This is a genomic window from Zophobihabitans entericus (assembly GCF_011745665.1).
Taxonomy (GTDB): domain Bacteria; phylum Pseudomonadota; class Gammaproteobacteria; order Enterobacterales; family Orbaceae; genus Zophobihabitans; species Zophobihabitans entericus.
The window spans coordinates 208,467-232,035 of record NZ_CP050253.1 but is presented as its reverse complement, the minus strand read 5'-3'; the positions used below and the strand labels follow the sequence as shown (position 1 = coordinate 232,035).

Below are 23,569 nucleotides of genomic sequence, written 5' to 3'. Positions count from 1 at the left end.
TGCCTGAATAAAAACCGCCATTTAATTAATACGTTAATATAAATATCATTTTTATATTAGGTCAGGTTTTAAAGCCAATACCTGAGACGCACTTAAGGTTTTATTAAGGTTACAAATTCATAATCAGTGACATTCAGCTCACCCATCTGTGACATATTTAGGTTTATGATGAGTAAAAATATTGAATTTGATGGAGACCATATACCAGAGGTCTTAGTGAGCCTGACGAACGGGCGCCTCTGGTGTATGGTGGACTATCCCACGGAACTTGCCACATCATCAAAAGACGACGTTAGCGGGGCGTGTTCCCCGCTAAACACCCTGCTAATAACAGATCAAACTTATCTGTTGTTGACTACACATCTTTTGACCAATGCAGTATAATTGGCCGATTATTTTATTAGGTTGTTTTAGATTATGGTAACTTCTTTAATTCAGGCCGATCGAGAGCTGTTTTCTTATCCTCCGTATTGGGCTGAATGTTTTGGTACGGCTCCCTTTTTACCAATGTCACGTGCAGAGATGGACAAACTTGGTTGGGATAGCTGTGACATTATTCTGGTTAATGGCGATGCTTATGTCGACCATCCTAGTTTTGGTACCGGGATTGTAGGCCGATTTTTGGAATCACAAGGCTTTCGGGTTGGGATTATTGCTCAGCCAGACTGGACCAGCAAAACAGATTTTATGAAGTTAGGTAAGCCTAATCTTTATTTTGGTGTCAGTGCCGGTAATATGGATTCTATGATCAACCGTTATACGGCTGATCGCAGATTACGCCATGATGATGCTTATACGCCGGATAATGAAGGTGGTAAACGTCCGGACAGAGCAACACTGGTTTATACGCAGCGCTGTAAAGAAGCCTATAGTGATGTGCCAGTCGTGCTTGGTGGTATTGAGGCTAGCTTACGCCGTATTGCGCATTACGATTATTGGTCAGATAAAGTGCGCCGTTCGGTACTGGTTGATTCTAAAGCAGATATTCTTATTTATGGTAATGGTGAGCGCCCTTTAGCTGAGTTATCTCACCGTTTAGCTGCCGGTGAGCCGATTTCTCAAATCACCGATATTCGTAATACCGTTTTTGCCTGTAAACAGGCGATGCCGGGTTGGTCTGGTATTGATTCAACGATTATTGATAAACCCGGAAAAATCGATCCTATTCCCAATCCTTATGGTGATTGTGCACCGGAAGGTAAAGAGCCTGTGACTGCTGTGACAGGACAATATAGTGTACCGGCTAAAACGATTACTGTGCAGCCGCCTAAGCCAAAACCGTGGGAAAAGCAGTACATTTTATTACCCTCTTATGAACAGGTAAAAAATGATAAAGTTCTTTATGCTCATGCGTCGCGTATTTTGCATCATGAGACCAATCCGGGATGCGCACGTGCTTTAATGCAAAAGCATGGTGACCGTTATATTTGGATCAATCCCCCGGCAATTCCTCTGACAACAGAAGAGATGGACAGTGTTTTTGCGCTACCATTTCGTCGTTTACCTCACCCTGATTATGATGGTAAACGGATTCCTGCTTATGAGATGATTCGTTTCTCAGTCAATATTATGCGTGGCTGTTATGGTGGTTGTTCATTCTGCTCGATTACTGAGCATGAAGGACGTATTATTCAAAGCCGCTCCGAAGATTCGATCATCCGTGAGATTGAAGAGATTCGTGACTCAGTCCCTGGTTTTACCGGCATTATTTCTGACTTAGGTGGGCCAACTGCCAATATGTATATGCTGCGCTGTCAGGATCCTAAGGCTGAGCAAACCTGCCGTCGGGCATCTTGTGTCTATCCAGATATTTGTCCGCGTATGGATACCAATCATGAACCGACTATTGAGTTATATCGGCGCGCCCGTGGCCTGCAGGGGATTAAAAAAATTCTGATCGCTTCAGGTGTTCGTTATGACTTAGCGGTGCAGGATCCTCGTTATATTAAAGAACTGGCAACACATCATGTTGGCGGGTATTTAAAAATCGCCCCTGAGCATACCGAACAGGGCCCATTATCGAAGATGATGAAACCCGGAATGGGCAGCTATTACCGCTTTAAAGAGTTATTTGACCAGTATTCAAAACAGGCAGGTAAAGAACAGTATCTCATTCCTTACTTTATTTCTGCTCATCCGGGAACATCTGATGAGGATATGGTCAATCTGGCTTTATGGCTCAAGAAGAATAAATTCCGTCTGGATCAGGTACAGAATTTCTATCCTTCGCCACTGGCTAATTCAACGACGATGTACTATTCCGGTAAGAATCCACTGGGTAAAGTTGATTATCAGAGTGAAGAAGTTGCTTCAGCTAAAGGGGATCGTCAGCGTCGTTTACATAAAGCGATACTTAGATATCACGATCCTGAAAACTGGCCGGTAATCAGAACTGCGCTGACAGAGATGGGTTTAAAGCATTTGATTGGTAGTAAAAAAGAGTGTCTGGTCCCTGCTCCAACGATTAAAGAGCAGCAACAGGCACGTCAGCAAGCTAGATATAGTCGTCCGGCTATGACAAAACATACCGGCAGTCCGGCAGCGGGCAAACATTTTGCAAAAAATGAGCGAAAGCGCAAGAATAATCAATAATTAGAGGTTTTTTCTTATAATTGGTAATGTTATTATTAGCACTTTAATATAGCTTTTATAAAATAGTGAGTGATATCTCAATGGCAGCAAAAGCAACTGGATTTCGTCGAGTTATTAATGCAACCAAGTATTCAATGTTGGGTTTTAAAGCTGCATTTAAATATGAGGCGGCATTTCGTCAGGAGTTTTTTGCTCTGATTGTGGCGTGTGTTATTGTGATGTTAATTGATTTTTCTATTTATGAACGTATTTTGCTTGTTGGCTCAATTGGTTTTGTGATGATTGTTGAGCTACTTAATAGTGCGATTGAAGCGGTAGTTGATCGTATTGGGGAAGAGCGTCACGAACTTTCCGGACGCGCAAAAGATTTAGGTTCGGCGGCTGTATTTTTATCTATTGTACTTACTGTAGTATTATGGGTGTATCTGTTTGCTTGTCATTTCTTTCCTGAAGTGTGATACGTCGCACAGTTCATTTTCTGTTTTTCCCCTAATCTGAGAAATATAATATTTGTCTGAGTAAGACAATGTTCTCGATTATTTTCTGGTGTTTTTAATATTTCGAAAGCTTTAACCTGATTAAAAATATTGGAACGTTTCATTTTTACTGTAAAAATCAGTACATTAGCTAAATTTCACTTTCGTTCGAAGATTTTTTTATTTAATTGCACATAAAATAAACAAAAGGGACAGTTGTCTAGAGTATATCATTATTTTGTAATTATTCTGTAATGATAGTTAGGCGATACTGGTTTTACTGAGCACAGGAAGTGCTCAAAATCAGGGACAATAAACAAGGTAGTTTATTTTGATGCAATAAGAGAAGAATCTCTTTTATGGAAAGCGCATCCTTTAAATGTCGATGTTATTTATGTTAAGAAAAATATAAATCAACACTGGACATTTAAAACTAAATAACCTGGCAATTTAATTATTGCCAGGTTATTTCACTTATAAAGCCTCCATTTTCGCCATTACCAAAATGGGCAGAAAAATGATGCAACGTAGCAATCTCTTTTACAATCGACAATCCTAAGCCACTTCCAGATACCTTTTGTCCTGGTGGACGATAAAAGCGCTCACCTAAACGACTTAGTACTTCGGTATCTACACCCGGCCCATTATCTTTAATTGTCAGTTTTTTACTTTCCAGCAAAATGGTAATTTGGCTATTTTCAGGAATATAACGAATCGCGTTATTTACCAGATTACGGACTAATATTGTTAATAGTAGTACATTACCAGATACAACGGGTTGGTTCTTTTCCAAAAATTGTATCTCAATATGTTTCTTATCCGCAAGTGGTTGTAGCTCATGTAATGTACTTTGAATCACGTCATGCCAGTGAACTTGCTTTAGATCTTCCTGAATAGAGAAGGTATCAAGTCGGGACAATGTTAATAGCTGGTCAACTAAATGAGTCGTTCTATCAATACCAATAACTAAGTTATCCAGCGCATGTTTTCTGGTTTCCGGGTCATCATCAGAGAGTTGAGCAACTTCGGTCTGGACTTTTAATGCCGCCAGTGGTGTGCGCAGCTCGTGTGCAGCATCAGAAGTAAACTGACGCTCTTTTAAAATAGTCTGAGAAGTGCGTTTAAATAGCGTATTTAATGCCGTAATAAAGGGTTTTATCTCTTTAGGAACCTGTTCTTGTGAGATCGGTGTTGCATCATCCGGTGCTCTGCCGGCAATTTTTTGTGCCAGTTGACGTAGTGGGATAAACTCTCTGCTGATCATTATGATCAGGCCGATGATTAATACCATAAAGGTGATTAGCCATGGTTTCATTTGAGCAAAGACTAAGTCTTCCAGTAGATCATGTTGATATTCAAGTTCCTGACCAACGGCAATCACTGAGCGTTTATCACGACTAACCAGCCACAGGATTCGCCATTTGTGAGTTTCAGTGATTAAAACATTGCCAGGTTGCTGAAAGATTTGTGGCTGGAAACGGAATTTTTCCCCTTCTTCACCATCATGCAGGATCATATTGCCCTGACGATCAAAGATAGCAAAAGCCAGAGCGTCATCGTCATATTCCAGATCGCGGAGTGCCATGGCTTTTATATTAGGTAAGCCCATACCTTCATTATCGCGGTGACGCATCATCTGGCCGTGATTACTCAGGACGGATAAACGTTTGGCAAACAGAAGTTGCTGACTATCGAAAACTGTTCTTAATGACTCCTGAATTTTAAAGTAGGTCATACCCGTGGCAATACACCATGCCAGCAGTAAAGCTGCACTGACCAGCAAGATTAAACGAGCACGTAAACTTAATGATTTCACGATTCATTTCCTAATATATAGCCTGAGCCATACACTGTTTTAATCACATTATTGCCTAACTTTTTACGTAAATTATGGATATAGACATCAACGGTATTACTGGCAACGTCATCAGACCAGCTATATAACTTGTCCTGAATAAGTTCACGAGACAGGACTTTATTGGCGTTTAGCATAAATAGTTCCAGTAATCGGGTCTCTTTAGAGGTTAGGATCACCAGATTTCCATTCTGTTTGACCTGCTGGGTTTCTGGGTTAAAGGTAATATCCAGATGAGTGAGTTCTGGCGTGACTTGTTGATGACTACGACGAATCAGAGCTTGCAGGCGTGCTGCCAGTTCTGTCAGGGCAAAAGGTTTACAAAGATAATCATCAGCACCAGATTGTAAGCCGGTGACACGTTGTTCAATGGCGTCTCTGGCTGTTAGAATAATCACTGGTGTGGATAGAGCCTGTTGACGCCACTGTTTAAGAATTTGTAGGCCATCTTTTTTAGGTAAAGAGAGATCGAGAATAACAGCATCATATTCTGCCATTGTGAGTGCGTTTTCACCTTGTTGGCCATCTGTGAACCAGTCGAGCGTGAAGCCAAGTTTCTTCAAACCCGCACAAATGCCATCACCAATAAGGGTATCGTCTTCAATGAGTAATATACGCATATTTGCTCTCTTGTTAGTTTTTAGTTGGTATAAGTATAACTTAAGTAGAGTACAACAAGAAAATTAAAGAATTATTAAATTGGGGAGAGTTGTGCGACGGAGTCGCGCCTTTAAGGAAATAGAACAGTGCAGATATTAGCTTGGTTGAGCTTATCAGCACTGTTCCGGTGCGCTCGAAATGCAAGCATTAAACGCTTACTCCACAGCACTGGCAAGCTCTTATCTGACTTAACATTATGGTAGTTTAGAGTTGCGCGACGGAGTCGCGCCTTTAAGGAAATAGAACAGTGCAGATATTAGCTTGGTTGAGCTTATCAGCACTGTTCCGGTGCGCTCGAAATGCAAGCATTAAACGCTTACTCCACAGCACTGATAAGCTCTTGTCTGGCTTAACATTGGGATAGAAAGTGTGATTTTAACATATTGATTTATTCAAAGTTTTTATGTTATGTGAAGTGCTGTGTTTTTAAAGGAAGAGATAATGTGGGGATTAAGAAAATGCGCGACAATGTCGCGCAATTTTAGATTAGATATCGAGTCTTTTTGCTTGCCAGCGGCGGCTTTTCCAGCGCCATGTGTTGACCAGACCACGCACCCATTCGTCACAGGCGAAGCCAATCCAGATACCAAGCAGTCCCATACCCATTTTAACACCGAGGATGTAGCCGACAGGAATTGCTAAGCCCCACATGAATACTAAAGCGGTAATGAATGGGAAACGTGCATCACCGGTTGCACGTAAGGCATTGACCATGGTGATATTGAGTGTGCGTCCTGGCTCAAGGAAAATGGCTAATATGAAGATCGGTAATAAGATTTCCAGTACTTCGGTATTATCAGTAAATGCTGTTAGTAATGGAACTCGAATCAGGAAGAAGCCAAGCACCACAAAGGCGGTAATGATAAAACCAAATCTCAAACTTTTGAATGTACGGTGATAAGCATCATCAAAACGTTTAGCGCCAACCATGTGACCTACAATGATCTCATTACCAATTCCGATAGCGATTGAGAATAACATCATGAAATAAGCGATCTGAAAATAAATTGCCTGAGCAGCCAATGGAATTTCTCCCATTAGACCGATAAATGCCGTCATTACCAGACATTGCCCTGACCATGACAGGTTCTCACCCGCTGAAGGTAAGCCAATTTTAAAGATTTTCTTAAGAAGATCTTTACTCCAGTGGAAAAAGAGTGAAATTTCCAGTTTAATGCGTAGCCCATATACCAGTAAGCAGAAGAGTAAGATAATACCAATAATTCGTCCAATGACTGTTGACCACGCAACCCCCACTAGCCCCATTTGTGGGATACCAAAGAATCCATAAAGAACTAAGATATTACCAAACACAGTTACCACGTTCATTATCAGTGATACGTACATAACTGCTTTGGATTTTCCGTACACCCGGATACAAGAAGCAATAATAATGACGATTGCCTCAAAAATTAAACAGATACCCAGAATATGGAAATAGTCATAACTCATCTGTAACAGATTAGCTGGAGTGTTCATCCAGATCAGTACCTGATAGCCACAGAGTGAAATAAACAGATAACAGAAAAGACTTAGAATAAAGTTGAAGGCGATAGAGATATGAATCGCTTTTCTGGCTTGTTCCCGATTACCTGCCCCTAAGTACTGAGCGATAACCACACTACAACCGATCCCAATGAAGTTAAAAATCGGAATAAAAATATCAAAAAATTGGTTACCTACTGTCGTGGCTGAAACCATCAGTAATGACACATGGCTGATCATATAGGTGTTAATAAATAATGTGGCCAGATGTAGAAAAATATCTATGAATATTGGCCAACTAAGTGAAAATAGTGATTGTTCTGTCACTGAATTCGAGTTTTTCATGGTAATACCTAAACAGGCTGTCCTTAAATAGAGATAAATAACAGTCTTATTTTGTAGCTATATAATATAGCTACAAAATATCATGTAACAAATAAGAGTGATATGAGACCACATCGTTTTGATGAGGTCTCTATAGGGAAGGATTATAGAACTTTTATGATAGATTCACACAGAACAGACATGTTATCCAGCGTGATGCCGGCAACGTTAATACGCCCTGAATTCACGATATAAATACCAAAGTCATTACGTAATGCCAGTACCTGCGCTTCAGTGAGCCCACTGAAAGAGAACATACCATTTTGTTGTGTTATAAAGCTAAAATCCTGTTGTGCCCCTTTTTCTTGTAATGTCTTAACAAATAGCTGACGCATTCTGTGAATACGTTGACGCATATGGGTTAATTCATCAATCCACTCTTCACGTAAATCGAGATCGTTTAAGATATGAGAAACGATCATGGCACCATGTGCCGGTGGGCTTGAGTAGTTTGCCCGAATAATTGCTTTCACCTGACTTGCTGCACGTTCAGCAATATCATGGTTTGCAGCCAGAAGTGTAAATGCACCTACACGTTCATTATATAAGCCAAAGTTCTTTGAATAAGAACTGGCAATTAATAACTCCGGATGAGATTCCGCAAAAGTACGTAGCCCTTGCACGTCTTCTTCAAGACCATTACCAAACCCTTGGTATGCAAGGTCAAATATTGGTAACCAGCCATTTTTTAGTGACAGATCAGAGATGATCTTCCACTGTTCAGGTGTTGGGTCAATACCTGTTGGGTTATGACAACAACCGTGTAGCACAACAGCTTCACCAGCTGAAACCTGACTTAAGCTACTGATCATGGCATCAAAATCTAAATTATGATTTTGAGCATTGTAATAGCTATATTCACGTACTTCTAAACCTGCAGCCTGAAAGACACTTTTATGGTTTGGCCACGTCGGGTTACTGACCCAGATACGTCTTACTTTAGTTCTGCGAGCTAAAAAGTCTGCGGCAATGCGCAGTGCGCCCGTTCCACCTGGGGCTTGTGCTGTTTTAGCGCGTTGTTCAGTGATAATTGAACTATCTAAGCCAAATAATAATTCTTGCGTAGCGCTGGCAAATAGTGACAGACCATCAATCCCTAAATAATTTTTAGATTGTTCTGTCTCCAGTAAAAATGATTCTGCTTTTTTTACACAGCTTAAGATTGGTGTCTTTGCTGTTTCATCTTTATATACACCAATACCCAAATTTATTTTATTGCTGCGCTCATCTGCATTAAATAGATCAGCCAGACCAAGAATAGGATCTGCGGGAGCGGCGGTTAAATCTTCAAACATATTCCACCCTTTAAGTAGTAATAAAAACACCGTCATTGGTTAATAAGTTATAAATATGACGGTAATAAGCATAATTTTCCTATTATACGCTTTATCATAATTACTGAATAGAGAAAGGATCCGATTTTATCGAAAATTAGTGAGTTTCTTATCAATTTCAAACATAGGAGAAGACATAAAATGCTTTATGCTATTTTCTACTAAAATTATTTATTGAGAATATGATGATCTCACAAAAATTGTGTTAGATTAAACCAATTACACAATGATATTGTGAATGTTAGTTGTTTATAAAAGGAGTTGATTTTGATTACAACAATTAATCCATTAGGATCAATGGATTTACTTTCTCAAATTGAAGTAACGATGTTAAAAGGTTCCGCCAATAGTGAACTTTATCAGCTATTTCGTAACTGTTCTTTAGCTACCCTTAATGCCGGTAGTCAAACAGATGACAGTAAAGCCATTCTTGAAAAATTTAAAACATTTGATATTAACGTACTTAGTCGTGAACGCGGCGTTAAGCTAGAGTTGATCAATCCACCAGAAACCGCTTTTGTTGATGGTAAAATTATTCGCTCTATTCAGGCTAACTTGTTTGCTGTTTTGCGTGATATTTTATTCGTAAATAGTCAAATTGCAGCAGTTAGCGGCATCACTAACTTTAATTCGAACCATTCTGCTTACATTACTAACCTGGTTTTCTCTATTCTACGTAATGCTAATGCACTACACGTTGGTGAAGAGCCAAATCTGATTGTTTGCTGGGGTGGTCACTCAATTAATGAGACTGAGTATTACTATGCCCGTCAGGTTGGTTTACAGTTAGGGCTACGTGAGCTAAATATCTGTACTGGCTGCGGCCCGGGAGTGATGGAAGCACCGATGAAAGGTGCTGCCGTTGGTCATGCGCAGCAGCGTTACCATGAAAGTCGTTTTATTGGTATGACTGAACCGTCAATCATTGCCGCAGAACCACCGAATGCTCTGGTGAATGAACTGCTTATCATGCCTGATATTGAAAAACGTCTGGAAGCCTTTGTGCGTATGGCACATGGTGTAGTTATTTTCCCTGGCGGTCCGGGTACTGCTGAAGAGTTATTGTATGTACTGGGTATTCTGCTTAATCCGGAAAATCATCATTTAGTGTTCCCTCTAGTGTTAACCGGACCAAAAGAGAGCCGTGAATATTTCGACGCTTTAGATAGCTTTATCTGTAATACACTGGGTGAAGAAGCCAGAAAACATTATCAAATTATTATCGATGATCCGGAAGAAGTTGCTCGTGTGATGGTTAAAGGTGTCAGTGCGGTAAAAGCCAGTCGTTTAGCGACCAGTGATGCCTATGGCTTTAACTGGCTGCTTAAAATTGATGAAGCGTTGCAACACCCTTTTGAACCGACTCATGAAAATATGGCAGCTTTGGATTTACATAAAGATCAACCAGTAGATGCGCTTGCTGCAGCGCTGCGTCGTGCTTTCTCTGGTATTGTTGCCGGTAATGTTAAAGAGTCAGGTATGAAAGAGATTGAAGCCAATGGCCCTTATAAGTTACATGGTGATCCGGCGTTAATGGCACAACTGGATAAGTTATTACGTAGCTTTGTTGAACAAGATCGTATGAAACTACCCGGCTCAACGGCTTATAAACCTTGCTACGAAATCATTTTATAATGACTTCAGGGCACTTTTAGTATTTAAAACGTACTTAAAAGTGCCTCATAAGTGTGATTTAACAACGTAGTAATGCATAAAAAAGATAGACCGGGGCTATAGGATTGATAGCTTGAGCTGAATTGGTATGAAAGCATATACTTCAAGCTGGATAACCTATATCAAACAAAATCAATTAAAGGAGTAATGTCATGGCTTACACTCTTCCGCCACTACCATATGCATATGAAGCATTAGAACCATATATCGATTCAGAAACAATGCATTTACATCATGATAAACATCATCTGACTTATGTAAATAACGCTAACGGATTACTGGAAACTTTACCAGCTGAATTACAAAAAATGTCTGAGCTAGAACTGCTTGTTAATCTGGATAAAGTACCTGCTGATAAATTAGCTGGTATTAAGAATAACGTTGGTGGTCATGCAAACCATACTCTGTTCTGGAATTTATTAAAAGTAGGTACAGAATTAAAAGGTGCGCTTAAAGATGCAATTATCAGAGATTTTGGTTCTGTTGATAAATTTAAAGAAGAGTTCACTAAAGCAGCGTTAACTCGTTTTGGTTCTGGTTGGGCTTGGTTAGTTGTTAAAAATGGTAAACTTTCTGTTGTTTCTACACCAAATCAAGATACACCAATCATGGGTGATAAATTTGCTGGTGTTTCTGGTTACCCTCTATTAACACTAGATGTGTGGGAACATGCTTATTACTTAAAATATCAAAATCGTCGTGCTGATTATATTGGTGCATTCTGGAACATTGTGAACTGGGATTATGTTGCACAACGTTTTGAATCTCAAAAATAATAAGTAAGATAGTAAATGAAGAATGGCGCTGATAGCGCCATTTTTTATATCTAGGGATTTTTTATCTGTTGTAATATTTGCCATTGCTGGATTTTAGTAAAATCCTGCCAGCGATGTAAGAAAATATGGTTTTCTCCTGCCACGGCTGTTATCTGCCCTAGTTGCAAGGTTCCACTACTATTCCATGGTCTAAATTCGTTTTCTTTTAAAAAGAATGCCCCGGACTGATTTATCGCGACATTTGGGTTATAACCTGAGTTACACCACAGTGGATCTAACTCTTTTCCAACCAGATTACATCCCATTTTGTAGTAAGGTGTTTCTGATAACGCCAAATGATAGAGTGTCGGGAATATGTCTTTATGGCTCCCCACTCTGGTTGGATCAAATATGGTATTTATCTGGTAGTAGGTTGGTACATACAGATAAAATGGTACTGCGTGACCCAGCACTTTTTCTCGAGGGTTTGAATAACTAATACTGCGCATATTATGATCGCCTGTTACCGCAATAATGGTTTTATCACCCAAAGGCTGCTGCTTAACCCAGCTAATAAATTGCCCCAGTTTATGATTGCTATAACGAAACACATTTAAAATATTACTTACTGTTTGTTGTGAGCCAAGAGCCGATAATCTTTCCAGCTCACCTGACGTTAATTGATAATTAAAATAAGGATAGCCAGGAGGAATTCTAAATGGTGGATGATTTGTTGAAGAGAGCATCATAATCATCACATGTTCGCCTTGTTGCTCCGCCAGAGATAAACGTTCTTGTGCGTAGCGGAACATATATTCATCAGGTATACCGGTTGTTGTGATTTCGCTCTCCGGATATTTCTGGTGTAAATCACCCTGTTCGATAATTTCTGATACACCTAAATAACGCAGAAAATTCCCTATATTACGCCATGTTCCACTGCCAGAAGTAATAAAGACAATTTTATATCCCTGATCTAAAAATGGTTTGAGCATATTGCTCTCAAAAGTGATATCTGGAGGATACGATTCACTGATTTTACTGATTGGGCTACGTACGAGCAGGCGGGATAAAGAATCGATAGTGCCGTCACCTTCAGAGACAAAACGAGTAAAACGCCAGTCCTGCTGAAAGTGCATGCGTAAATCGCCTAACAGATCATTATTAATACGGCTAAGCTCAAGCAGATGAGAACTCATACTTTCCATAATAGAAAAGACAATATGTGGTGGTTTTTGAGCGACAAACTCGTTCGCTGGAGTAATATCCTGAAATATTTCTAAAGAAGCGGGTTTCTCCTCACCATAAAAGTTGGTGAGTAATTGAGCCCCGGTTTCTTCATCAATATCTTTAAATTCAGTTTTTAGCTTATTATCTTTACAAGTATTGCCAAGGGTAACTTGACCATTTGGAATAAACATATTTAGTACCGCATAACGGGACACGTGAGAATCTGTTTTATTGAGTGGGAAACCATTATTTGGAGTAACGACACAAATCGCGATACCAAAACAGGTGATAAAGATAATTGAAAATAAAACGGCAGAAGACATACGTCTGGTAAGCCTGGTGATATAGTGCTGTAAGCGGGCATAAAAAAAGCGTAACCCAAAAGCAAGCACCGTAAATATGACTAGCCCTTGTAAGATAGGATAGTTTTGTCCAAAAGACATCAAAATAGCGGAAGTATTGCCAAATAAACCAAATAACAACACATCAATATAGTTATCATATGAAGTATAATTATAAATATTAATTACAGCTAGCAATAGAAAGGTCAGTGTAATGAGTGTCAGTAAAATAGGGATATATTTTAACAGGCGATTAAAAATGCTGACTGGTGAAAAGAGCAACGGTAATAGTAAGAGTAACAATATCACGCTGTAAATAAGGGAAGAAATTTTCACATCGATTTTTAAACCTGTCAAAAATAGCATAGGGAGTTGATGTGGACAGGAAAGCGGGAAAAATTCAGTGGTGATATAGGCGTTAACAAAGTAGAAGCGAGCAATAGATTGAATAAGCAATGAGATTAGCCATGCGACGAGAAGGATGATAAAAATCTGCTTAAATTTCGCGTACCGCATAGAGTAAATCCCATTAGTCATTTGATTATTTTTGAGACACGCTATATTCTATCTGCTAAATTCGATAAACTGGCGTTTTGGTGTCGTCAGCTAATCTTTTAATTATACTACTTTTTATTCATAAAGATATGTTTGAAATTAATCCTGTTAAAAATAAAATACTAGAACTTTCAGAGAGAACCGCCGTGATTCGGGGGTATCTTTGACTACGAATTAAAAAAAGAGCGTCTGGAAGAGGTCAACGGTGAATTAGAACAGGCCGATGTCTGGTCTAATCCGGAAAAAGCTCAGGCATTGGGTAAAGAGCGCGTGGCGCTGGAAGAAGTGATCAAAACGATAGACTCTTTAACTCAGGGTCTTGATGACGTGGAAGGACTACTTGAACTGGCTGTTGAAGCTGAAGATCAGGACACATTTGACGAAGTCAATGTGGAAGTTGCGGAGCTTGAGGAAAAACTTGCTCAGCTTGAGTTTCGACGTATGTTCTCTGGTGAATATGATAGTGCTGATTGTTACCTGGATATTCAGGCGGGGTCTGGGGGTACAGAGGCTCAGGACTGGGCTGAAATGCTGTTGCGTATGTATCTGCGCTGGGCAGAAGCAAAAGGCTTTACCACAGAAGTGATTGAAGTGTCGGATGGTGACGTAGCTGGTATTAAATCAGCGACTATTAAAGTGATGGGTGAATATGCTTTTGGTTGGTTGCGTACTGAGACTGGTGTGCACCGATTGGTACGTAAAAGCCCGTTTGATTCAGGTAATCGTCGTCATACCTCATTTAGTGCCGTGTTTATCTATCCAGAAGTGGATGATGATATTGATATTGAAATCAATCCGGCTGATTTACGTATTGATGTTTACCGTGCGTCTGGTGCGGGTGGTCAGCACGTTAATAAAACAGAATCTGCGGTACGTATTACCCATATTCCAACCGGAACAGTGACCCAATGTCAGAACGATCGTTCCCAGCATAAGAATAAAGATCAGGCCATGAAGCAGATGAAAGCGAAATTATATGAGCTGGAAATGCAGAAGAAGAATGCAGACAAGCAACAAATGGAGGATAATAAGTCCGATATTGGTTGGGGAAGTCAGATTCGCTCTTATGTACTGGATGACTCCCGGATTAAAGATTTACGCACAGGCGTTGAAACACGCAATACTCAAGCCGTACTTGACGGTGACTTAGACCAATTTATTGAAGAAAGCTTAAAAGCAGGGCTATAGGATAATTAACATGTCAACAGAACAACAACTAGATCAAACCGAACTAAACAATGAACTACAAGCGCGTCGTGAAAAACTAGCCGCTATCCGTGAACAGGGGATTGCATTCCCGAACGATTTTCGTCGTGATGCGATTTCAGCTGATTTACATAAGCAGTATGGTGATAAGAGTAACGAAGAACTTGAAAGTCTGAAGGTTCGTGTTGCAGTTGCTGGTCGTATGATGATGCGCCGTATTATGGGTAAAGCCTCTTTCGTTTCTCTGCAAGACGTTGGTGGTCAAATTCAGTTATATGTCACGCGTGATGATTTGCCGGAAGGTTTATATAATGAACACTTTAAAAAGTGGGATCTGGGTGACATCTTAGCAGCTAAAGGTTATTTGTTTAAAACTAAAACAGGTGAGCTTTCTATTCATTGTGAAGAGATCCGCTTATTAACCAAGGCACTACGTCCATTACCTGATAAATTCCATGGTCTGGCAGATCAGGAAACACGTTACCGTCAACGTTACCTTGACCTGATTACCAATGAAGAATCACGTAAAACCTTTGCTGCGCGTTCTAAAATCGTATCTGAAATCCGTAATTTCATGACTGAACAGCACTTTATGGAAGTTGAGACACCAATGATGCAGGTAATTCCTGGCGGTGCTTCAGCTAAACCATTTGTAACTCACCATAATGCGCTGGATCTGGATATGTATTTACGTATTGCACCAGAGCTTTACTTAAAACGCCTTGTGGTTGGTGGTTTTGAGCGGGTATTTGAAATCAATCGTAACTTCCGTAATGAAGGTGTTTCACCGCGTCATAATCCGGAATTTACTATGATGGAAATGTATATGGCGTACGCAGATTATCGTGATCTTATCAATTTAACTGAAGCGTTATTCCGCCGTTTAGCGGTATCTATAACAGGTTCTCCTGTGGTTCAGTATGGTGAGCATTCATTTGACTTTGGCAAACCATTTATCAAAATGACCATGAAAGAGGCCATCTGTCATTATCGCCCGGAAACGAATGTTGCTGATTTAGATGATTTTGATAAAGCGAGCGCGATTGCAAAATCAGTTGGGATTGAAATTGAAAAAGGCTGGGGACTGGGTCGGGTTGTGACTGAGATTTTTGAAGAAGTGGCAGAAGCTAACTTAATTCAACCAACCTTTATTACTGAATACCCGGCAGAGGTTTCTCCGCTGGCGCGTCGTAATGATGAAAATCCATTTGTGACCGACCGTTTTGAGTTCTTTATTGGTGGTCGTGAAATCGGTAATGGTTTCTCGGAATTAAATGATGCTGAAGATCAGGCTGAACGTTTTGCTGATCAGGTACGTCAAAAAGATAGTGGTGATGATGAAGCGATGTTCTACGATGAAGATTATGTTGTCGCACTTGAACATGGCTTACCGCCAACAGCAGGTCTGGGAATCGGAATTGATCGCACAGTAATGCTATTTACTAACAGTCATACAATTCGTGACGTGATTCTATTCCCGGCGATGAGACCTGTAGCGAAATAATATATAAATTATTTTTGTAGATTGTAAAAGCATCAACTAATGTTGGTGCTTTTTTATTTAAAGTATTAGTGCTGCTATTAGCAGGGTGATGGCGTGGGGAACATGCCCCACTGAGCGTGTATTTCTTGTGTCGTTGTTTGTTATTAGCATTGGGATTGGGGCGGACTGCGCCGCCCGTACGCAATGTTTTTGGAGTGGTTGCTGGTTCAGTGGGACTTGATGACCTGGTGCACCCCGCTTGGTGTGTTTTTGTGTCGTTGTTTGTTATTAGCATTGGGATTGGGATTGGGGCGGACTGCGCCGCCCGTACGCAATATTTTTGGAGTGGTTGCTGGTTCAATGGGACTTGATGGCCTAGCGCACCCTATAGGCGCCCGTTCGTCCGGCTCACTAAGACCTATAAGGTACGCTCTCCATCAATCACGGCATTCTGGATGGAATAAGGGCATATCAAACACCTTAAAACCTTAATCTTCAAAATAACATCAGAACTAAAAAGAAATCTTTTAACTAATTTTAATCTTAAAACTATCAATAAAATTTAGACCAAACTTTTATCTTTTATCTTTTATCTTTTATCTTTTATCTTTTATCAGTGAATCCTATTGGATGTAGCCTGAGCTTATCGGTGCTATGGAGTAAGCGTTACATGGCTTGCATGTTCAGCGCATCGGAATAGTACCGGTAAGCTCACACGCAGGTTAATTCCGGCACCACTCTAAGATCTCTAGAGCGCGACGACGTCGCGCAATACAAACAAACCCCTACTAATATCCCACTGTTCTAAGAACGTAAAAGCGCGACAGTGTCGCGCAACCAGAATTCATCCCAAGCCACTGTCCTTATCAGTCATAGTTTACAACTAAAACTATTTTCTTCATTTAAATCAAAGGGCTATAAATTTAATTATTTTTTAACCCATTGATTTATTTAGAGTTTTTATGATCCTATCTCTTTGCGATTAAACACATAAGAAAGATCCAGCTTACCCTCAAAACATTCAAAAATACGTTGTACTGTCATAACAGCCAGATTGGAGGTGCATTCCTCAGACATGCCGCCTGCGTGTGGGGTAAAGAACGAGCGATCATGTTTAAACAATGGGTGGCTAGGATCTGGTGGTTCATGAGAGAAAACATCCAGCCCCACACCCTTGAGCTTTTTACTGTTTAAAGCCTCAAGCAGGTCATCTTCATGTACCAGTTCTCCGCGCGCAGTATTAATAAAGAATGATCCATCTTTCATCATAGAAAGTTCTCTCTTACCAAATAAACCGTTGGTCTCTTTAGTCAGTGGTAAATGTAAAGTGACAAAATCAGCGTGAGCAAGCTCTGAATGAAAGTCTTTCACCAGCTTCACATTTTCTACTGGTGATTTTGGCAGGTAAGGATCATAGGCGGTGACATTCATACTAAAGGCCTGACAAAAACGTGCAACACGCTGACCAATACGGCCAAAACCAAGAATTAATACATTTTTATCATATAAATCATGAATACTACGTGTGTCACGATATTTCCAGTTGCTATCCTGAATCGCTTTGTCACTCATTTTCATATCTTTTGCCAGACTCATTATTAAGGTAAAAGCGTGCTCGGCAACTGATTTATCGTTTCCACCAACAGTAATCGCGACCGGAATCTTCTTCTCATTACAATACGCCATATCGATATTATCTGTGCCTACTCCATAGCGGGAAATCAGCTTTAGATTTGGTGCTAAAGCAAGTTGTTCTCGGGTTATTTTTTGAGTCCTGATGGTGATCACATCAGCATTTACGACAGCCTTTGATATATTTTCGGGCGTCGGATCTTTAACGATCACCAGATCGATATCTTCTCTGGCTTGTAAGAGCTTAATACCTGCGGGATGGAATTCTGAGATAACAACCACTTTCTTCTTTGTCATGAGCAACTCCTGATAAAATAACTAGTTAATATTTAACGTATTAATTTACTTAATGATTATCAGGGTGAGGTACAACAGTTTTGTTCTGATAATCAACAAATCGGGTCGAACAATCATTACAAACGAGCTGGTGTAGATTAGAAAATTTGAAGCGAGATAAAAATTTATTGGTAGAGGTTATCGGTATTGTGTATAAAAAACATGGGGAATTTGCACAATAAAAAGAGGAGTCTGACTAGAAATAATTGTGCCAAATTCTAATTATCTGAGAGCTGAATCACAAACTGACGATCTCCTTATTGGATTTGTTCATATTTTATTCCTTTACTTTTTATGATTTACCAGAAATACTATTTGTAATTCATCAACATAGCAATACAGTTTAATATCTACCACTTTGGTGGTAATACCTTAGAGGAAGTTATATTTTCCAAGGGTTCTAATAGAATAACTCTTAATTGATAGATTTAGTTTTGATATTTAAATTATAAATTGGGAGTAATGTATGGGTAAAACCAGACTCGTTGTCATTGGTAACGGGATGGTTGGACACCGTTTTGTAGAGGAACTTCTCGGCAAAGCATCGTCTGATCAATTCGAAATTACCATTTTCTGTCAGGAACCTCGTGTAGCATACGATCGCGTTCATCTTTCATCTTACTTTTCTGATCACACCATTGAAGAACTCACACTAGTTAAAGAAGGCTTTTACGCAAAACATGGCGTGAATATTTTAATCGGTGAAGAAGCGATTTTGGTTAATCGCGCTCGTAAAGAGGTTCATTCACAAACAGGTCGTATTGTTGCTTATGACAAACTAGTCATGGCAACAGGTTCCTATCCATGGACTCCGCCAATTAAAGGTTCTGATGGTCCTGATTGTTTTGTTTATCGTACCATTGAAGATTTAGATGCGATTGAAGCTTGCGCTAAACGTAGTAAAAAAGGTGCTGTAGTCGGTGGTGGACTACTGGGTCTTGAAGCTGCGGGCGCAGTGAAAAACTTAGGTATGGAAGCTCATGTTGTTGAGTTTGCGCCAGTTCTGATGGCTGAGCAACTTGATGCCATGGGCGGTGAACAGCTACGTCGCAAAATCGAAGAGATGGGTGTAACTGTTCATACCAGTAAAAATACTCAGGAGATTATTCATCATAAGCAAGGCAAAACCATGCAGTTTGCTGATGGGTCTTCACTTGATATCGATTTTATCGTGTTCTCAACCGGTATTCGTCCGCAGGACAAACTGGCAAAAGAGTGTGAACTGGAAATCGGTCCACGCGGCGGGATTGTGATTAATGACATCTGTCAGACTTCTGATCAGGATATTTACGCAATTGGTGAGTGTGCCTGTTGGGGCGGACGCGTGTTCGGTTTAGTGGCACCGGGCTATAAAATGGCTCAGGTTGTGGTATCTCATCTTCTTGGTGAAGAGAATGCCTTCCTTGGTGCAGATATGAGCGCTAAATTAAAACTACTTGGTGTTGATGTTGGTAGCATTGGTGATGCTAAAGGTCGTACTGCTGGTTCGCGTAGTTATGTGTATTTAGATGAAAATCACTCAATCTACAAACGTTTAATCGTCAGCGCAGATAATCAAAAACTACTTGGTGCCGTTTTAGTTGGTGATACGTCTGATTATGGCAATTTATTACAGCTGATGTTAAATAATATGGATCTGCCTAAACATCCGGATACTTTGATCCTGCCTGCTCATGCTGGTGCTAAGCCAACTATGGGGGTTGAAGCACTACCTGATTCAGCACAAATCTGTTCCTGTTTTGATGTGACTAAAGGTCATATTATTCAGGCGGTTAATGAAGGTAACCATACAGTAGCTGCGATTAAAGCTGTGACTAAAGCCGGTACTGGTTGTGGCGGTTGTGTGCCTTTAATTACACAGGTTCTGAATGCTGAACTGGCAAAACAGGGTATTGCAGTTAATAACAATCTTTGTGAACACTTTAAGTTTTCTCGTCAGGAGTTATTCCATTTAATCCGTGTGGAAGGACTGAAAAACTTTGGTGAAGTACTGGCAAAGCACGGTAGCGGTTACGGGTGTGAAATCTGTAAACCAGCGGTGGGTTCAATCTTAGCTTCCTGCTGGGGTGAATATGTATTAAAACCAGCCGTTGTCTCACTGCAGGATACTAATGATGCTTTCCTTGGCAATATCCAAAAAGATGGTACTTATTCTGTCATTCCACGTTCCCCAGGTGGGGAAATCACACCAGAAGGCTTAATCGCCGTTGGTAAAATTGCCAGACAATATAATTTATATACCAAAATCACCGGCTCTCAGCGCCTGGCGATGTTTGGTGCACAAAAAGATGATTTACCGGCAATATGGAAGGCGCTGATTGAGGCAGGCTTTGAAACCGGTCAGGCATATGCCAAAGCACTACGCATGGCTAAAACGTGTGTGGGTAGCACATGGTGCCGTTATGGTGTTGGTGATAGTGTCGGACTTGGTGTGGAGTTTGAGCATCGTTATAAGGGTATTCGTACTCCGCATAAAATGAAGTTTGGTGTATCAGGTTGTACCCGTGAATGTGCAGAAGCACAAGGTAAAGATGTCGGTATTATTGCAACTGATAAAGGCTGGAACCTTTATGTTTGCGGTAATGGTGGTATGACACCACGTCATGCTGATTTGTTAGCCAGTGATCTGGATCATGATACTCTGGTTCGTTATCTTGATCGCTTTATGATGTTTTATATCCGTACCGGTGATAAATTGCAGCGTACTTCGCTGTGGCTTGAGAGTATGGATGGTGGTATTGATTATCTACGTAGCGTGATTGTTGACGATAAATTAGGTATTAATGCCGAGTTAGAAAAAGAGATGGAGCGTGCTCGCAAGTTAGTCATTTGTGAATGGAAAGAGACAGTTGAAAACACTGAAGCTCAGCGCCGATTTGCTCACTTTATCAATAGTTCTTTACGTGATGAGAATGTACAGGTTGTACCTGAACGGGATCAGCACCGACCGGCTACGCCGTCAGAAAGAAGAACTATCGCTCATTCTAATTCGTAGGAGATACCGTCATGACTCAATGGGTAACTGTATGTCAACTTGACGACATTGTGCCACAAACCGGGGTTTGTGCATTAGTTGATGATAAACATATTGCGATCTTCCGCCCGCGTAGCGATGATCAACTATATGCAATAAGTAATATTGATCCTTTTGCTCAGGCAAGCGTCCTTTCCCGAGGACTGATTGCTGAGCATCAAAATGAACTATGGGTTGCCAGTCCGCTGAAAAAACAGCGGTTCCGACTTAAAGATGGATATTGTCTTGAAGATCAAAGCCATTCTGTGACTTCTTATGAAGTACGTGTTGAGAATGGTTCGGTCCAGATTAAGTCCAATTAATTTCATTTTTAAGGAAGAGATATTATGTTTACAGACACAATTCAAAAATGTGGAGCTAACGCTGCACGTATCGTTCGTTTATCAAAAGAAAATCCGTTTGGTTTTTGGATAAGTTCCGCTATGGCTGGTGCTTATGTCGGGCTGGGGATTATTTTAATTTTTACTTTAGGTAACTTACTTGATCCCTCTGTTCGTCCGCTGGTTATGGGGGCAACCTTTGGTATTGCATTAACTTTAGTAATTATTGCCGGTTCAGAGCTTTTTACTGGCCATACCATGTTTTTAACCTTCGGGATTAAAACTAAAACGATTACTCATGCACAAATGTGGTGTGTACTGCCTCAAACATGGCTGGGTAATTTACTTGGTTCGATTTTTGTTGCTGCTTTATATTATTGGGGTGGTAGTAGCCTGTTATCGTTTGATACCAGTCTGGTACATAGTGCAGCGCTGGCAAAAACAACTCAACCAGCAATGATGCTATTTTTTAAAGGTATTTTATGTAACTGGCTAGTTTGCCTGGCTATCTGGATGGCAGTGCGTGTTGAAGGTGCAGCTAAGTTCATCGCTATCTGGTGGTGTCTGCTTGCCTTTATTGCCAGTGGTTATGAGCACTCCGTGGCAAACATGACACTATTTGCTTTATCTTGGTTTGGTAATCATAGTGAAAGCTATACTTTAGCAGGTATTGGCCATAATTTACTTTGGGTTTCTATTGGTAACTTAGTATCCGGAGCAGTATTTATGGGACTGGGTTATTGGTATGCAACGCCAAAAGCTGAACGTATTTTCCCTGCCTCGACTAAGTAACTGAAAATTGGAGGTAGCTGATGGATTACTTACCGATTTTCTGTCAATTACAAAACCGCTCATGCCTGCTCGTTGGTGGTGGTGAAATAGCGGTACGTAAAGCCCGTTTACTGATGGAAGCAGGTGCTAAAATCACTGTTAATGCGCTGGATTTTCATGAACAGTTTCAGTGCTGGGGCGATCTAAAACAATTATCACTGGTTCAGGGGAGCTTTTCTCCTGAATTGCTTGATGAGCAGTGGCTGGTGATAGCAGCCACAGACGATGATGAAGTCAATAAGCAGGTTAGTCTGGCAGCAGAGCAAAGACGCATATTTTGTAACGTGGTTGATGCGCCGGAGAAAGCCAGTTTTATCATGCCGTCAATTATTGATCGTTCACCACTTATTGTTGCTGTGTCCTCTGGTGGTCGTTCACCGGTTCTTGCCAGATTACTACGCGAGAAACTGGAAGCAACGTTACCCCAGCATTTGGGTAAGTTAGCCGAATATGCCGGGCATCTACGACAAAAAGTTAAGCAGTTTTATTCGACTGTGACTGAGCGCAGACGTTTTTGGGAAAAGCTTTTTATTCAGGACAGATTAGCGCAGGCGTTGGCAAATAAAGATGCTGATCAGGTGGAACAACTGACTGAAAACCTGTTTGAACAACCTTTAGATGCTCGTGGCGAAGTGGTTTTAGTCGGTGCAGGTCCAGGAGATGCGGGTCTTTTAACATTGAAGGGGCTGCAACAGATTCAGCAGGCAGATATTGTGGTTTATGATCGCTTAGTTTCTGACGATATTATGAATCTGGTCAGACGGGATGCTGAACGTATTTTTGTCGGTAAACGTGCCGGTTATCACTGTGTTCCGCAGGAACAGATTAATCAGATTTTGCTGGAACAGGCTAAAAAAGGTAAACGCGTGGTACGTTTAAAAGGTGGTGATCCGTTTATTTTTGGCCGTGGCGGTGAAGAACTGGAAACGCTCTATAATGCCGATATTCCTTTCTCGGTGGTACCCGGAATTACTGCTGCATCAGGCTGTTCTGCTTATAGCGGTATTCCGTTGACACATCGTGATTATGCCCACAGTGTCAGATTGGTGACCGGTCATGTGAAAGATGGCACAGAACTGGATTGGGACAGTCTGGCCGGTGAAAGGCAAACGCTGGTATTTTATATGGGACTTTCTCAGGCGGGCACTATTCAGCAAGAATTAATCAAACGCGGTATGCCTGCTGATGTACCCGTCGCGATAGTTGAGCAAGGCACCTCGGTTAATCAGAAAGTGGTTTCCGGGATACTTAGTGAGCTATCGATACTGGCAAAACAGGCAAATAGTCCAAGTTTGATGATTATTGGTTCTGTTGTAAGTTTAAGAGAGAAACTGAACTGGTTTTCATAGTCGTTTTTGAAGATAAATAACTTGTTTTAATTTGCTT

The 23,569-nt window shown here is 40.6% G+C and carries 16 protein-coding genes; 10 read left to right on the top strand and 6 right to left on the bottom strand.

What is annotated here, in order from left to right:
* Positions 1–417: 417 nt before the first annotated feature.
* Together IPMB12_RS01095 and IPMB12_RS01090 are read left to right on the top strand one after the other, a co-directional pair.
* Positions 418–2,592, top strand: a complete 2,175-nt coding sequence (locus tag IPMB12_RS01095) for a YgiQ family radical SAM protein (RefSeq protein WP_166914108.1) — start codon at positions 418–420, stop codon at positions 2,590–2,592.
* A gap of 80 nt (positions 2,593–2,672) precedes the next feature.
* Entirely contained in the window at positions 2,673–3,050 is a 378-nt protein-coding gene (locus IPMB12_RS01090) for a diacylglycerol kinase (protein ID WP_166914106.1), read from the top strand.
* Between the two features lie 472 nt (positions 3,051–3,522).
* Here the strand turns inward: IPMB12_RS01090 and qseC are convergent, their stop codons facing one another.
* The 4 genes from qseC to IPMB12_RS01070 all read right to left on the bottom strand — a co-directional run bounded on the left by qseC (position 3,523) and on the right by IPMB12_RS01070 (position 8,747).
* Entirely contained in the window at positions 3,523–4,884 is a 1,362-nt protein-coding gene (gene qseC / locus IPMB12_RS01085) for a quorum sensing histidine kinase QseC (RefSeq protein WP_166914104.1), read from the bottom strand.
* Positions 4,881–5,543 (bottom strand): response regulator, encoded by a 663-nt coding sequence (locus tag IPMB12_RS01080; RefSeq protein WP_166914102.1) that lies wholly within the window; start codon positions 5,541–5,543, stop codon positions 4,881–4,883. Before IPMB12_RS01080 ends, qseC begins: the two co-directional genes overlap by 4 nt.
* A 526-nt stretch (positions 5,544–6,069) precedes the next feature.
* Positions 6,070–7,413, bottom strand: a complete 1,344-nt coding sequence (locus tag IPMB12_RS01075) for an MATE family efflux transporter (protein WP_166914100.1) — start codon at positions 7,411–7,413, stop codon at positions 6,070–6,072.
* Between the two features lie 143 nt (positions 7,414–7,556).
* Positions 7,557–8,747 (bottom strand): amino acid aminotransferase, encoded by a 1,191-nt coding sequence (locus tag IPMB12_RS01070; RefSeq protein ID WP_166914098.1) that lies wholly within the window; start codon positions 8,745–8,747, stop codon positions 7,557–7,559.
* 306 nt (positions 8,748–9,053) lie between these two features.
* Between IPMB12_RS01070 and ppnN the strand changes: the two genes are divergently transcribed.
* Both ppnN and IPMB12_RS01060 read left to right on the top strand, forming a co-directional pair.
* Positions 9,054–10,421: a nucleotide 5'-monophosphate nucleosidase PpnN gene (gene ppnN / locus IPMB12_RS01065; RefSeq protein WP_166914096.1), complete on the top strand. Its 1,368-nt coding sequence runs from the start codon at positions 9,054–9,056 to the stop codon at positions 10,419–10,421.
* A gap of 191 nt (positions 10,422–10,612) precedes the next feature.
* Positions 10,613–11,236 (top strand): Fe-Mn family superoxide dismutase, encoded by a 624-nt coding sequence (locus tag IPMB12_RS01060; protein WP_166914094.1) that lies wholly within the window; start codon positions 10,613–10,615, stop codon positions 11,234–11,236.
* 50 nt (positions 11,237–11,286) lie between these two features.
* Here IPMB12_RS01060 and IPMB12_RS01055 read toward each other — a convergent pair whose 3' ends face one another.
* Positions 11,287–13,302: an LTA synthase family protein gene (locus IPMB12_RS01055; protein ID WP_166914091.1), complete on the bottom strand. Its 2,016-nt coding sequence runs from the start codon at positions 13,300–13,302 to the stop codon at positions 11,287–11,289.
* A gap of 128 nt (positions 13,303–13,430) precedes the next feature.
* Here IPMB12_RS01055 and prfB point away from each other — a divergent pair.
* Together prfB and lysS are read left to right on the top strand one after the other, a co-directional pair.
* Positions 13,431–14,529 (top strand): peptide chain release factor 2 gene (gene prfB / locus IPMB12_RS01050; protein WP_166917647.1). Its coding sequence is split into 2 segments (ribosomal slippage): positions 13,431–13,505 and positions 13,507–14,529, totalling 1,098 coding nucleotides; the frame shifts between segments, so codons are not numbered across the junction.
* A gap of 10 nt (positions 14,530–14,539) precedes the next feature.
* Positions 14,540–16,051, top strand: coding sequence for a lysine--tRNA ligase (gene lysS / locus IPMB12_RS01045; protein WP_166914089.1), 1,512 nt, complete (start codon positions 14,540–14,542; stop codon positions 16,049–16,051).
* A 939-nt stretch (positions 16,052–16,990) separates the two neighbouring features.
* Here the strand turns inward: lysS and IPMB12_RS01040 are convergent.
* Positions 16,991–17,959, bottom strand: a complete 969-nt coding sequence (locus IPMB12_RS01040; protein ID WP_166914087.1) for a hydroxyacid dehydrogenase — start codon at positions 17,957–17,959, stop codon at positions 16,991–16,993.
* Between the two features lie 505 nt (positions 17,960–18,464).
* On the opposite strand from IPMB12_RS01040, the gene nirB reads away from it, so the two are divergent.
* From nirB to cysG, 4 genes are read left to right on the top strand one after another with little or no spacing between them, the layout of a single operon-like run.
* On the top strand, positions 18,465–20,993 hold the full coding sequence (nirB, locus tag IPMB12_RS01035) for a nitrite reductase large subunit NirB (protein WP_166914085.1): 2,529 nt from the start codon (positions 18,465–18,467) through the stop codon (positions 20,991–20,993).
* Between the two features lie 11 nt (positions 20,994–21,004).
* A complete protein-coding gene (nirD, locus tag IPMB12_RS01030) occupies positions 21,005–21,334 on the top strand; it encodes a nitrite reductase small subunit NirD (protein ID WP_166914083.1) in 330 nt (109 codons plus the stop codon).
* 24 nt (positions 21,335–21,358) lie between these two features.
* Positions 21,359–22,144, top strand: coding sequence for a nitrite transporter NirC (gene nirC / locus IPMB12_RS01025; RefSeq protein ID WP_166914081.1), 786 nt, complete (start codon positions 21,359–21,361; stop codon positions 22,142–22,144).
* A 20-nt stretch (positions 22,145–22,164) separates the two neighbouring features.
* Complete coding sequence (gene cysG / locus IPMB12_RS01020) at positions 22,165–23,532, top strand: siroheme synthase CysG (protein ID WP_166914079.1); 1,368 nt, start codon at positions 22,165–22,167, stop codon at positions 23,530–23,532.
* Positions 23,533–23,569 lie beyond the last annotated feature (37 nt).